This is a genomic window from Streptomyces sp. NPDC087859 (assembly GCF_044742595.1).
Lineage (GTDB): Bacteria > Actinomycetota > Actinomycetes > Streptomycetales > Streptomycetaceae > Streptomyces > Streptomyces canus_F.
In genome coordinates this window covers 231306-244305 of record NZ_JBIUUU010000007.1, presented here as the reverse complement: position 1 = coordinate 244305, position 13000 = coordinate 231306, and the positions used below count along the sequence as shown (strand labels likewise).

13 protein-coding genes are annotated in these 13000 nt (G+C 70.1%); 7 read left to right on the top strand and 6 right to left on the bottom strand.

Annotated features, from left to right (window positions below; genetic code table 11):
- Positions 1-224 precede the first annotated feature (224 nt).
- Complete coding sequence (locus ACIOHP_RS18855) at positions 225-1565, top strand: transcriptional regulator (protein ID WP_361487068.1); 1341 nt, start codon at positions 225-227, stop codon at positions 1563-1565.
- Positions 1566-1672: 107 nt separating this feature from the next.
- Positions 1673-2218 (top strand): NUDIX hydrolase, encoded by a 546-nt coding sequence (locus ACIOHP_RS18850; RefSeq protein WP_361487071.1) that lies wholly within the window; start codon positions 1673-1675, stop codon positions 2216-2218.
- Positions 2219-2264: 46 nt separating this feature from the next.
- Here ACIOHP_RS18850 and ACIOHP_RS18845 read toward each other — a convergent pair whose 3' ends face one another.
- Together ACIOHP_RS18845 and ACIOHP_RS18840 are read right to left on the bottom strand one after the other, a co-directional pair.
- Positions 2265-2522: a hypothetical protein gene (locus tag ACIOHP_RS18845; RefSeq protein WP_401888729.1), complete on the bottom strand. Its 258-nt coding sequence runs from the start codon at positions 2520-2522 to the stop codon at positions 2265-2267.
- A gap of 236 nt (positions 2523-2758) precedes the next feature.
- The gene (locus tag ACIOHP_RS18840; RefSeq protein ID WP_361487075.1) at positions 2759-3619 is read right to left on the bottom strand and encodes a 3-hydroxybutyryl-CoA dehydrogenase; all 861 of its coding nucleotides are present in this window, start codon (positions 3617-3619) and stop codon (positions 2759-2761) included.
- A 168-nt stretch (positions 3620-3787) separates the two neighbouring features.
- Between ACIOHP_RS18840 and ACIOHP_RS18835 the strand changes: the two genes are divergently transcribed.
- The gene (locus tag ACIOHP_RS18835) at positions 3788-5017 is read left to right on the top strand and encodes a glycoside hydrolase family 10 protein (protein WP_401888727.1); all 1230 of its coding nucleotides are present in this window, start codon (positions 3788-3790) and stop codon (positions 5015-5017) included.
- 1 nt (position 5018) lies between these two features.
- On the opposite strand, the gene ACIOHP_RS18830 is transcribed toward ACIOHP_RS18835, so the two are convergent.
- Positions 5019-5213, bottom strand: a complete 195-nt coding sequence (locus ACIOHP_RS18830) for a DUF1918 domain-containing protein (RefSeq protein ID WP_361553155.1) — start codon at positions 5211-5213, stop codon at positions 5019-5021.
- A 93-nt stretch (positions 5214-5306) separates the two neighbouring features.
- Positions 5307-6221, bottom strand: a complete 915-nt coding sequence (locus ACIOHP_RS18825) for a DMT family transporter (RefSeq protein WP_401888724.1) — start codon at positions 6219-6221, stop codon at positions 5307-5309.
- On the opposite strand from ACIOHP_RS18825, the gene ACIOHP_RS18820 reads away from it, so the two are divergent.
- Positions 6220-7656 (top strand): PLP-dependent aminotransferase family protein, encoded by a 1437-nt coding sequence (locus tag ACIOHP_RS18820; protein ID WP_401888721.1) that lies wholly within the window; start codon positions 6220-6222, stop codon positions 7654-7656. The two genes, ACIOHP_RS18825 and ACIOHP_RS18820, sit on opposite strands and share 2 nt — an antisense overlap.
- Here the strand turns inward: ACIOHP_RS18820 and ACIOHP_RS18815 are convergent.
- Complete coding sequence (locus tag ACIOHP_RS18815) at positions 7653-8258, bottom strand: DUF6461 domain-containing protein (protein ID WP_401888718.1); 606 nt, start codon at positions 8256-8258, stop codon at positions 7653-7655. The genes ACIOHP_RS18820 and ACIOHP_RS18815 overlap by 4 nt on opposite strands.
- Before the next feature lie 80 nt (positions 8259-8338).
- On the opposite strand from ACIOHP_RS18815, the gene ACIOHP_RS18810 reads away from it, so the two are divergent.
- Both ACIOHP_RS18810 and ACIOHP_RS18805 read left to right on the top strand, forming a co-directional pair.
- Positions 8339-8764 carry a GNAT family N-acetyltransferase gene (locus ACIOHP_RS18810; RefSeq protein ID WP_361553143.1) on the top strand — a complete coding sequence of 142 codons (426 nt, stop codon included), beginning with the start codon at positions 8339-8341 and terminating at the stop codon, positions 8762-8764.
- Positions 8765-8886: 122 nt separating this feature from the next.
- Entirely contained in the window at positions 8887-9480 is a 594-nt protein-coding gene (locus tag ACIOHP_RS18805; RefSeq protein WP_401888715.1) for a histidine phosphatase family protein, read from the top strand.
- Positions 9481-9900: 420 nt separating this feature from the next.
- Here the strand turns inward: ACIOHP_RS18805 and ACIOHP_RS18800 are convergent, their stop codons facing one another.
- A complete protein-coding gene (locus ACIOHP_RS18800; RefSeq protein ID WP_401888713.1) occupies positions 9901-10365 on the bottom strand; it encodes a DUF6314 family protein in 465 nt (154 codons plus the stop codon).
- A gap of 136 nt (positions 10366-10501) precedes the next feature.
- Here ACIOHP_RS18800 and ACIOHP_RS18795 point away from each other — a divergent pair, with 136 nt between their 5' ends.
- Positions 10502-12976: an alpha-L-arabinofuranosidase C-terminal domain-containing protein gene (locus ACIOHP_RS18795; RefSeq protein ID WP_401888710.1), complete on the top strand. Its 2475-nt coding sequence runs from the start codon at positions 10502-10504 to the stop codon at positions 12974-12976.
- Positions 12977-13000 lie beyond the last annotated feature (24 nt).

The following is a 13000-nucleotide window of genomic DNA, read 5'->3' as shown; positions in this document are numbered from 1 at the left end:
ACGGAGTGTCGGGCAGGCAGCTGGGCGGACGGCGCGGAGACGGGCCGCCGCACTGTACGAGGGGGAGCCGGCGGCCCGGCCGGCCTCTTGCGAGGCATTTCAGTCAACCGGCTGGAAACTCTCCGCGACAGTGCGCGCACGCTACGGATTCGAGCACTCCGTTCACACCCCGTGTGAAGCCACACCCACTACTCTGACGGCACCGAGCCACCCGGGGGGCATATATGCAGCCCAATACTCTGCTCGACGCGATCCTGGACGAAGCGGGAATATCGCACGCGGGGTTGGCCGCACACGTGAACCAGGCCGGACGTGCGCGCGGGCTCGCGCTCCGGTACGAACACACCGCCGTAGCGCGATGGCTGAAGGGCCAGCGCCCCCGCGGCCAGGTGCCCGACCTGATCTGCGAGGTGCTCGCCGCCCGGCTGCACCGCACCGTCAACCTCGACGACATCGGCCTCGGTGTCCCCGGTGAGCCCAACGCCCCGCATGTCACCTCGCTGTCCGGGTTCGTGGAGCGGGCCACCGCCCTGTGGCGCTCCGACGAGCAGCAGCGGCCGCACATACTGGGCGCCCCCGCGGTCACCGGCACGCCCGCCGTCATGCCGGTGTGGGAGTGGGAGAACCCGCCCGAGGACGTCGATGTGTCGCGCGGAGGACGGCACCGGGTCACCGCCGGCGACCTGGAGATGCTGCGCGCCGCCCGTACGCACTACGAGCAGATGTACCGCAAGGCCGGCGGCATCGCGACCCGCACCCGGATCGTCGGTTTCCTCAACGCCGAGGCCGCCCCGCTGCTGCGCGGCAGCTACACCGACGAGACCGGCCGTCAACTGCACCGGGCCACCGGCGGGTTGGTGGCCGTCGCCGGGATCTGCGCCTACGACTCCGACGCGCACGGTCTTGCCCAGCGGTACTTCCATCAGGCGCTGCGCCTGGCGAAGGCCAGTGGGGACAGGGGGCTCGGCGCCTATGTGATCGCGCTCCTCGTCAACCAGTCGCTGTTCATGCGGGAGAACCGGCAGGCCGTCGCCTTCGCGGAGGCCGCGCTGCGTGCCGCGGGCCGGCACATCACCCCCGCGCTCGCCTCCGACCTGTACGCGATGCAGGCGAAGGCGTACGCGCACCTCGGCGACGGCACGAGCGCGCTGTCCTGCATCCGGCGTGCCGAGCAGGCCGCCGAACGCATCCGGCGGGGATACGAACCCGACGAAACCGGCTATGTCCAGCCGGGGTTGGTCAATGTCCAGGTGGCGGAGGCGCTGCTCAGCCTCGGCGAGCTGGTGGCGGCGCGGGAGCATGCCTCCCTGGCCGTCGACAATCCGGCCCATGACCGGGGCCGGGTGCACCGGCTCGCGATGCTCAGCACGATCGAGCTGCGTCAGGGCAACGCCGACAAGGCGGTGGCCACCGCGGTGCAGATGGCCGAACAGGCCCGCGGGATGGAGTCCCAGCGTCTGCGCGACAGACTCCGCGCGGTACGCGAACACCTGGTCCGCAGCGGCTGTGCGGGCACCTCAGAGGCGGCCGAACTCATCGACGGAGCTCTGCGCGTACCGCTGTAAATCCCTGTCAAGACACTGCGCCGCGGCGGTGAGAGGTCGTTCTGCGTCTGCTGTCGAACTGCTCCTGCTGCGATATTGCCACTTACTCAGCGGAAGGTGGCAGAACCGTGCAGTGGACGAAACAGAACGAACAAACTGTGTATGAAAACCGCTGGTTCAGCGTCAACCTCGCGGATGTCGAGCTGCCGGACGGTCGGCACCTCGATCACTTTTTGATACGGCTGCGGCCCGTCGCCGTGGCCACGGTGGTGAACGAGGCCAATGAGGTCCTGCTCCTGTGGCGCCACCGCTTCATCACCGACAGTTGGGGGTGGGAACTGGCCGCGGGCGTCGTCGAGGACGGCGAGGACATCGTGCGCGCGGCCGCCAGGGAACTCGAGGAAGAGACCGGCTGGCGACCGGGACCTCTGCACCACCTCATGAGCGTGGAACCGTCCAACGGACTCACCGACGCCCGGCACCACATCTACTGGGCCGAGGAGGGCGAGTACATCGGACACCCCGTGGACGACTTCGAGTCGGACCGCCGGGAATGGGTCCCCCTCAAGCTCGTCCCCGACATGGTCGCCCGAGGGGAGGTCCCGGCCGCCAACATGGCGGCCGCGTTACTCCTGCTGCACCATCTCAGGCTCGGGCAGGACGCTGTGCCCTGAATCCCCCCACCGCGCCCCATGCCCGGCCTGATCCGCCGGGCAGGCCCTAGTGTCCGATGGCCTGCCAGACCGTCGCGATCAGCGCGCCCACGGCCGTGACGGCCGCGACGGCGGGCAGGGGCCAACGGGCGTGCTCCAGTACGACGATGCGTGCGCTGAGGTCGTCCAGTTCCTTGTCCGTCTCCTCCGTGCGATGGCTGAGCAGAGCGAGCCCTCCCTCGACGCGCGCGTACGCGACATCGAGTCGGCGGCGTAACTCTGCGAGTTCTCCCTTGACCACGGGATGCTCCGGGTCGGCGGTCACGAGTCCGCTCCTTTCCGTAGTCGTCACATCCCTTGCATGCGCATGAAGAGTCAACTCGCCTGGTGGGCGCGTGGGGAGCGTGTGCGACGGGCATATGCGGGCCCGGCGCGCACACGGTGTGTGAATACGGCGGGCCCGGCGCTCCGAAGAGTGCCGGGCCCGTGTTCGTCGCACTGTGTCATCAACACCCTGTAACGGGCACTGTGCACGCGGCCGCGAGATGTCAGGCGACGCGGTCAGCCGTAGGTGTAGAAACCGGAACCGGTCTTGCGGCCCAGGCGGCCGGCGTCGACCATGCGCTGGAGCAGCGGGGGAGCGGCGTAGAGCGGCTCCTTGTACTCGTCGTACATCGAATTGGCGATGGAGACGATCGTGTCCAGACCGATCAGGTCCGACAGCTTCAGCGGGCCCATCGGGTGGGCGCAGCCCATCTCCATGCCGTTGTCGATGTCCTCGCGGCCCGCGATGCCCGACTCGAACATCCGGATGGCGGAGAGCAGATACGGCACGAGCAGCGCGTTGACCACGAACCCGGAGCGGTCCTGGGCGCGGATCGCGTGCTTGCCGAGCAGCTTCTCGGCGAAGGCCTGGGCCCGGCTGATCGTGCCCTCGGACGTGGTGAGCGCCGGGATCAGCTCGACGAGCTTCTGCACCGGGGCCGGGTTGAAGAAGTGGATGCCGATGACGTGGTCGGGGCGCGAGGTGGCGACCGCCAGCTTCACCAGGGGGATGGAGGAGGTGTTGGAGGCGAGGATCGCGTCCGGGCGCGTCATGACCTGGTCGAGCACCTGGAAGATCTCGGTCTTCACCTGCTCGTTCTCGACGACGGCCTCGATCACCAGGTCGCGCTCGGAGAACTCGCCGAGGTCGGTGGTGAAGGACAGGCGCGCCAGGGTCGCGTCGCGCTCCTCCTCGCTGATCTTGCCGCGTTCGGCGGCCTTCGTCAGCGAGTTGAACAGCCGGGTCCGGCCGATCTCCAGGGCTTCACCGGTGGTCTCGGCGACCTTCACGTCCAGTCCGGAACGGGCGCAGACCTCGGCGATGCCGGCCCCCATCTGGCCGCAGCCCACTACTCCGACGTGCTGGATGTCGGTCACATCGTCCCCTTCGCTGGTCTACGGACTGTCCAGGGGTCTCTTTGTGGAGATGCCCTGCTCCGTTCGTGCACGTTACTGGAAAGTATCGATGATCGATCGACGGGGTCGTGCATCCTGGGCGCGAACGGTCCGCGGTCGGGCGGATCCGCCGTGTTTCGGGGTGTACAGATGGGGCGTTTGTCACGTCGGGCGTTCGGGCTCGCCGTGCTTTCCACGGTCACGACGGCGTCGGGCACCGCGTCGGCAGCACCGGCCAGCCGGTCGCGCGAGGTCCGGGAGATGCGGGGCGTGTGGATCGCCAGTGTGGCCAACCGCGACTGGCCCTCCAGGACCGGGCTGACCGCCGCCCAGCAGCGCGCCGAGCTGATCGCGCACCTCGACAAGGCGGTGGCGGACCGTCTCAACACGGTGATCCTCCAGGTACGGCCCACCGCGGACGCGCTCTGGCCCTCGCCGTACGAGCCCTGGTCGCAGTACCTCACCGGCACCCAGGGCACGTCCCCCGGCTGGGACCCGCTCGGCACGGCCGTGCGGGAGGCGCACGAGCGGGGCCTGGAGCTGCACGCCTGGTTCAACCCGTACCGCGTCTCCACCCAGGCGGACCCGACGAAACTGGTCGCCTCCCACCCCGCCCGCCGGAACCCGGAGTGGGTGGTGACGTACGGCGGGAAGCTCTACTACAACCCCGGGCTGCCCGAGGTCCGCTCCTTCGTGCAGGACGCGATCCTGGACGCGGTGGAGAAGTACCCGGTGGACGCCGTCCACTTCGACGACTACTTCTATCCGTACCCGGTGGCGGGCCAGACCTTCGACGACGACGCGGCCTACGACGAGCACGGCGGCGGCTTCGCCACCCGGGCCGACTGGCGCCGGGACAACATCGACCGGCTGGTGCGCGAGACCGCGGCCCGCATCCGGGAAATCCGGCCCGCCACCCGGTTCGGCATCAGCCCCTTCGGGGTGTGGCGCAACGTCGCCACCGATCCGCTCGGCTCCAGCACACAGGCGGGCGTGCAGTCGTACGACGACAACTACGCGGACACCCGCAAGTGGGTCCGCGAGGGCTGGATCGACTACCTCGTGCCGCAGCTCTACTGGAACATCGGCTTCGCCGCCGCCGACTACGCGAAGCTGGCGCCCTGGTGGGCCGATGTGGCGCGGGGGAGCAGGACGAAGCTGTACCTGGGCGAGGCCCTTTACAAAGCGGGGGATCCGGCCCAGCCGGCCGCCTGGCAGGACCCCGCCGAACTGTCCCGGCACCTCACCCTCGCCAAGGACCACCCGGAGCTGTGCGGGCATGTCTTCTTCGCGGCCAAGGAGGTGTCGGCGGATCCCGTCGGCGCGATGGCGCGCGTGGTCGCCGACCACTACCAGCAGCCGGCGAGGCCTTCACGCTGACCTAGTGCGCGGTGTCCTTGTGACGGATCTCGGTGTCGGGGCCGGGCGAGCACACGCCCATGTGCCCGTCCTCGAAGCGGACGCGGTACGGGGGGTTGCCCCCTTGCCCCATCACTTCGACGATCTCGCCGATCTTGTCGTGCTGTCCGACCACCCTGCCGTGCTGCACAAGCTGGTCGCCCACGGTTGCACGCATCTGTGGGTCCTCCTCACGAGGTGCGGGAGCAGCGGTCCGTGGCCTTGAGTTTACGGCGCGGCGGCCCGGTTGGGACCGTCCCGTGCGCGCCGCTCAGCCTCGCGCCCGTTGGGTGACGGCGATGCAGACGAGCACCGCCGCGGCCGTCAGCGGGGCGGCCACCGTCAGGTGCTCACCCAGCAGCAGCACCGACCACACCAGTGTGAGCAGGGGCTGGGCCAACTGCAACTGGCTGGCCTTGGGGATGCCGATCATCGCCATGCCCCGGTACCAGACGACCAGACCGAGGAACTGCGAGCCCGCCGCGACCCACAGCAGTCCGGTCACGCTGTGCGCGGTGAGGTGCACGGGTTCGTACGACAGGGCCACCACGGTCGCGGGCACCGAGAACGGCAGGCACAGCACCAGCGCCCAGCCGACGACCTGCCAGCCCGGTATGACCTTGGCCAGCCGGCCGCCCTCGGTGTAGCCGGCCGCGCACACCAGCAGGGAGCCGAAGAGATACAGGTCGGCGGAGGAGAGGCTGCCGCCGCTCTGCTGCACGGTGAAGGCGAGGACCGCGGCCGCGCCCGCGAGGGCGGCCGTCCAGAAGGTGCGGGACGGGCGGGTGCCCATGCGCAGGGCGGAGAACAGCGCGGTGGTGAGCGGGAGCAGACCGACCACCACGGCGGCGTGGGAGGTGGTCGAGGTCCGCAGCGCGAGAGTGGTGAGCATCGGGAAACCGACGACGACACCGCCGGCGACCACCGCGAGCCCCGCCCAGTGGCGGCGGGCGGGAACGGGAACGCGCAGCGCCAGCAGACAGGATCCGGCGATCAGCGCGGCGAGCACGCTCCGCACCCCGACCAGCGACCAGGGCCCGAAGCCCTCCAGGCCCCATGCCGTCGCGGGGAAGGTGAGGGAGAAGGCGACGACGCCGAGGGCGGCCACCAGGGTGCCGGCAGTGGTGTTCGGCTTCCTGCCGACCGCTATCGTGATCGGCTCAGTAGCGCTACTCTGTACTCTCATGCAAGAGCGTAGCAGCGTCGATGAGCTGGCGGAACGGCTGAGAAGCGAACTCAACCGCTACTCTGCTGGTGGAAAGCTCCCGTCCAGTCGGGCCCTGGTCGAGCAGTACCGGGTGAGCCCGGTGACGGTCTCCCGGGCGCTGGCGCAGCTGGCCGCCGAGGGGCTTGTCGTCACCCGGCCCGGTGCCGGGGTGTTCCGGGCGGTGCCGCGGACGACGGCCGCGCCGGTGGGGGACACCTCCTGGCAGGAGGTGGCGCTGAGCGCGGACGCGTCCACCGACCTCGTGCCGCGCTCGGTGGACGCGAGCGGTGTCCTGGTCTCCCTCACCGAGCCGCCGCCCGAGGTGATCGAGTTCACCGGCGGCTATCTGCACCCCTCGCTCCAGCCCGAGCAGGCACTCGCCGCCGCGCTCTCCCGCGCCGCACGCCGTCCCGGCGCGTGGGGCAGGCCGCCCATGGAAGGGCTGACGGAGCTGCGCTCGTGGTTCGCGCGGAGCATCGGCGGCTCCGTCACGGCGGCGGAGGTGCTGATCGCCGCCGGCGGGCAGTCGGCGCTGACCATCGCGCTGCGTGCGCTGGCCTCTCCCGGGGCGCCGGTGCTCGTCGAGTCGCCCACCTATCCCGGCATGCTGGCGATCGCCCGAGCGGCCGGGCTGAGGCCCGTGCCCGTCCCGGTCGACCCGGACGGGGTCAAGCCGGAGCTGCTGGCCGACGCCTTCCGGGCCACCGGCGCCCGGGTGTTCGTCTGCCAGCCGCTGTTCCAGAACCCGACCGGTGCCGTGCTCGCCCCCGAACGCCGGGGCGAGGTGCTGCGCATCGCGCGCGAGGCCGGCGCGTTCGTCGTCGAGGACGATTTCGTACGACGGCTCGTGCACGCGGACGCGGGCGAACTGCCGCGTCCGCTGGCCGCCGAGGACGCCGACGGGGTCGTCGTCCACGTGTGCTCGCTGACCAAGGCGACCTCGCCCAGCTTCCGGGTGTGCGCGCTCGCCGCGCGGGGTCCGGTGCTGGAACGGCTGCGCGCGATCCAGGTCGTCGACACCTTCTTCGTGCCCCGCCCCTTGCAGGAGGCGGCGCTGGAACTCGTGGGGTCGGCCGCCTGGCCCCGCCATCTGCGGGCGATCTCCACGGACCTGAAGACACGCCGGGACGCCATGACCACCGCGCTCGGCCTCCACCTCCCCGAGCTCGCCCTCCCGCACATCCCCTCGGGCGGCTACCACCTCTGGCTGCGCCTTCCGGACGGTTCCGGGAGGGAGGCCGCGCTGACGGCGGCCGCCCTGCGCGCGGGGGTCGCGATCACCCCGGGCCGCCCGTACTTCAGCGCGGAGCCACCGGCGGGGCATGTGCGGCTGAGCTTCGCGGCGGTGGCGGGGTCGGGGGAGATCGCGGAGGGGGTACGGCGGTTGCGGCGGGCGGCGGACGAGGTGCTCTAGCCGATCGGGGCGATACCGCACCTGAACTCGGCGGAGGCGAACAGCCCGGGCGTCAGGCGTACGCCGGTGAGGCGGTGCGCCAGCGCGAAGGACGCCTCGGTGTGCAGGCCGAACTCCCGGTCGTCGGCGTCGCGCAGGTCGAAGCCCGACTCCCGCATCTCCGCGAGGAGTTCGTCGGGGCGGCTGCCGTCGCGGGCGTAGGGGAAGAGCGGCTGGAAGTGCAGGCGTATGTCGCCGTCCTCGAACCAGTAGAAGTGGTCCACCGCGTTGACGTTGCGGAAGTGGGAGACCGCTCGACGCCCGCGCGAGACGGGGAGCATGGCCTCGGGAGTGACGCCCAGGTAGCCGTTGAACTCGACCATCAGCGCCCAGCCGTCCAGGGTCGCCGCGCCCACGAACAGCCGGTCGTGGTCGGACAGGTCGTAGCACGGGTCGTACAGCAGGTCGACCCCGGTCAGCCATCCCGCCGGCTCGGCCTTGAGCTCCTCCAGCAGTTCGTCGGCCGTGAGCCCCCGGACCAGGGTGACGCAGTACGCCTGCATCAGGAGCTCGTACCGCTCCTTCAGCCATGTGTAGTCGGCGGGTCCCGTGATCTCGGTCATGGGCTCAGCGTCGCATCCGGCACTGACAACGCCTCTGGAAACCGTTCGACCCCGCCCTTCGTCCCTGCGAAGATCCCGGCATGAACGACCTCGCCGCCGGCTACGAGATCTCCACCGACCCCGACCGCATCGACGCCGCCCGCGTCCATCACTGGCTCTCCACCGACGCGTACTGGGCGCTCGGCCGCTCCCGGGAGAAGCAGGACCGGGCGATCGGGGGATCGCTCAACTTCGGTGTCTATGAGACGGCTTCGGGGGAGCAGGTGGCGTATGCCCGGATCATCACCGACCGGGCCACTTTCGCGTGGCTGTGCGATGTGTACGTCGATCCGTCCGTGCGGGGCAAGGGGATCGGGAGCGCGCTCGTGGAGGCCGTACGCGAGGAGCTGCGGCCGTACGGGCTGCGCCGCATCCTGCTCGCCACGCATGACGCGCACGGGGTGTACGAGAAGGCGGGCTTCGCGCCGCTCGCGAACCCGGACCAGTGGATGGCGCACCTCTACTAAGGCCCCTCGTTTCAGGTGAGTTGTCCGGCAGGTCCTGACCTTGCGGTAAGTTCTTGCCAACCCTGCGTAACTCCCGGATAACACCTCTTGACCTGCGCACTTTCACCGCTCACCATCGCCGCATGTCACTTCGGGTCACATTCGTCGCCGCCGCCCGCAGCTCCCCGCTGCTCGCGGAGCGCTTCGAGGACGACCGGCCGCTCGACCAGGCCGGCTGGGACGAGGTGCAGCGCGCCGCGGGACAGTTGCTGCCGCTGGCCGCGGCCGAACTGCGCTACTGCTCACCGACTCCGCGCAGTCGCGCGACCGGGGACGCGCTCGGCTATGCCCCGCTCGTGCAACTCGCCCTGCGGGACTGCGACATGGGCCGCTGGCGCGGGCTGACGCTGGGCGAGGCGATGGCGCGCGAACCGGAGGCGGTGGACGCCTGGCTCGCCGACCCCCGCAGCATTCCGCACGGCGGTGAGTCACTGCTGGCGTTCATCTCCCGCGTGGGCGGCTGGCTCGACACCCGGCCCGTGGACGACGGCGGCCGTATCGTCGCCGTCGCCGAGCCCTCGGTGGTCCGCGCCGCCCTGGTGTACGCCCTGAAGGCACCGCCGTCGACGTACTGGAACATCGACGTCCGCCCCCTCTCCACGACCACCGTCACCGGCCACGCGGGCCGCTGGAACCTGCGCTTCGACGGGGCCCAGGCCCAGCCGTCACGGACGTGAGCCGGCGAGTGTGCTGCGCCCCCAGATGCCGTGTCCTGAGCCGTCGCGGGCGTTGGCTCGGAGCCTCGGGAATGCGGTCCTGGTTCCGTCCGGCGGCTTGTGTGCGCTGGCCTGGTGGGCGTGAGGCCGGGCCTTGTGGGCGTGGTTCGGGCCCTTGGGGATGCGGTCCTGGTTCCGCCTGACGGCTTGTGCGCCCTGGCTTCGCGGGCGTGAAGCGAGGCCTTGTGGGCGTGGCTCGGGTCGTCGCGGGTGGGGTCCGGGGCCCCGTTCGGGGCGGTGTCGGTCCGGCCCTCGCGGGTGTGAAGCCGGGCTGGTGAGTGCGGCCTCGGCCCTTTGGGACGTGACCCGGGCCGCGTGGTTGAGGCCCGGGCCTGATTAGGAGGCGCCCCGGGCCGCGAAGCGTGCCCGTGAGTCCGGCGCTCAGTCTCCGCGTGATCCGTCCGGTGTCTCGCGTGCGTACTCGGTCGTGAGGACGAGGTCCTTGGCGGGGCCGCCCACCCGCCACACCGTCCGCCAGCGGTGCTCGTCGAGGACGGTGAACTCGCCGCGGTAGAGGTCCGCCGCGCAGGGGTGGTCGGTGACGTGGTGGCCGGAGGTCAGGTCCAGGTCGTGGAAGAAGCGGCCGTCGGCGAAGCGCACCTCGGCCTCGGCTGCCGAAGTCCCGGGCAGGAAGCGCAAGGTGCGCTCGGCGGGTCGGGCGACGTCCTGCCAGGTGAAGGTGCCGGATTCCTGGTGCAGCAGCCCTTCGCCGTCCCAGGGGCCGAAAACCGTCGTGCCCGAGAAGCGCCCGGCCTCCCCACTCGCCAGGTCCCGCACGGCACGTTCGACCCGCCAACTCCCGGCCAGGTACGTCAGTACCTCCGGCACTGGCCAGAATCCGCCCACTCGTTCCTCCCTTCCGACACTTTCGGTACCGCGCGACCCGTTGACCTCGCGAATCCCCCTCCCTATCTTGCCGTTCGAAGTGTTGATCAGCGTCTGATATCTCGAACAACACCCCCGATCGAGCCGCGGAGCATCCATGTCACGCACCCGCTGGAGATTCGGCCTCGCCGCCACCGCGTTCCTGGTGACGGCCGGTCTCATGCCGGCCCCCGCCCATGCCGAGGACACCGCCGACTACGCCATCACCGTCGACCCCACCGCCAAGGGCGCGAAGATCGACGACACGATGTACGGCGTCTTCTTCGAGGACATCAACCGGGCCGCCGACGGAGGCCTGTACGCCGAGCTCGTCCAGAACCGGTCCTTCGAGTACTCCACGGACGACAACCGCTCGTACACCCCCCTCACCTCCTGGACCGTCGACGGCACCGGACAGGTCGTGAACGACGACGGCCGGCTCAACGCGCGCAACCGCAACTACCTCTCCCTCGCCGCCGGTTCGGCCGTGACCAACGCCGGATACAACACCGGCGTCCACGTCGAGGAGGGCAAGAAGTACGACTTCTCCGTGTGGGCCCGCGCCGAGAGCGGCACGACCCTCACGGTCTCGCTCCAGGACGCCGACGGCAGCCTCGCCACCGCCCGCCAGGTCGCCGCGAAGGGCGGCTGGGCCAAGTACAAGGCGACCTTCACCGCCACCCGCACCAGCAGCGACGGCCGTCTGACCGTGGCCTCCTCGGCCGCGGCCGCCCTCGACATGGTCTCCCTCTTCCCGCGCGACACCTACAAGCACCAGGCGAACGGCCTGCGCAAGGACCTCGCCGAGAAGATCGCCGCCCTGCACCCGGGCTTCGTGCGCTTCCCCGGCGGCTGCCTGGTCAACACCGGCTCGATGGAGGACTACAGCGAGGCCTCCGACTGGCAGCGCAAGCGCTCCTACCAGTGGAAGGACACCGTCGGGCCGGTCGAGGAACGCGCGACCAACTCCAACTTCTGGGGCTACAACCAGAGTTACGGCCTCGGCTACTACGAGTACTTCCGCCTCTCCGAGGACATCGGCGCCATGCCGCTGCCCGTCGTCCCCGCCCTGGTGACCGGCTGCGGCCAGAACCAGGCCGTCGACGACGAGGCACTGCTCAAGCGGCACATCCAGGACACCCTCGACCTCATCGAGTTCGCCAACGGCCCGGTCACCTCGACCTGGGGCAAGAAGCGTGCCCGGATGGGCCACCCCAAGCCCTTCCACCTCACCCACATCGAGGTCGGCAACGAGGAGAACCTCCCGGTCGAGTTCTTCGCCCGGTTCAAGGAGTTCCGCGCCGCCATCGCGGCCAAGTACCCGGACATCACCGTCATCTCCAACTCCGGCCCCGACGACGCCGGTTCGACCTTCGACACGGCCTGGCAGCTGAACAAGGACGCCAAGGTCGACATGGTCGACGAGCACTACTACAACAGCCCGCAGTGGTTCCTGCAGAACAACGACCGTTACGACTCCTACGACCGCAGCGGCCCGAAGGTCTTCCTCGGCGAGTACGCGTCCTGGGGCAACGCCTTCAAGAACGGTCTCGCCGAAGCGGCCTTCATGACCGGCCTGGAACGCAACGCGGACGTCGTCAAACTCGCCTCGTACGCCCCGCTGTTCGCCAACGAGGACTACGTCCAGTGGCAGCCGGACCTCGTCTGGTTCAACAACCACGCCTCCTGGAACTCCGCCAACTACGAGGTCCAGAAACTCTTCATGACCAACGTCGGCGACCGCGTGGTGCCCTCCACGGCGACCGGGACACCGTCGCTGACGGGCCCCATCGCGGGCGCGGTCGGACTGTCGACCTGGGCGACCACGGCGGCGTACGACGACGTGAAGGTGACGGACGCCGACGGCAACTCCCTGCTGAGCGACGACTTCTCCGGTGATGCCTCGCAGTGGACCCACACCGGCGGCGGCAGCTGGAGCGTCCAGGACGGGCAGTACGTCCAGACCGACGTGGCCGCCGAGAACACCATGGTCTCGGCCGGCGACACCGATTGGCACGACTACGACCTTCATGTGAAGGCGACCAAGAAGTCCGGCAAGGAGGGCTTCCTCGTCGCCTTCGGCGTCAAGGACACCGGCAACTACTACTGGTGGAACCTCGGCGGCTGGAACAACACCCAGTCCGCCGTCGAGCAGGCCGTGGACGGCGGCAAGTCGACGCTGATCTCCAAGGCCGGGTCGGTCGAGACGGGCCGCGCCTACGACATCGACATCAAGGTCAGAGGCCGCCAGGTCACTCTGTACCTCGACGGACAGGAGTGGGGCAGCTTCACCGACGACAAGCCGGCCGAGCCGTTCCGCCAGGTCGTGACCAAGGACAAGAAGACCGGCGACCTGATCGTCAAGGTCGTCAACGCCCAGTCCACGGCGGCCCGCACGGCGATCGACCTGGGCGGCGCCAAGGTCGCGTCCAAGGCCCGCGTCACCATGCTGACGGCCGACCCGGACGCGGTGAACTCGGAGACCGAGACACCGGTCACCCCGGTCACGTCCACGTTCGAGGGGGTGGCGGACCGGTTCGCGTACACCTTCCCGGCGAACTCCGTCACCTTCCTGCGGATCAGGCAGCGGTAGCGGATCCCGGCGGGTGCGGGCGAC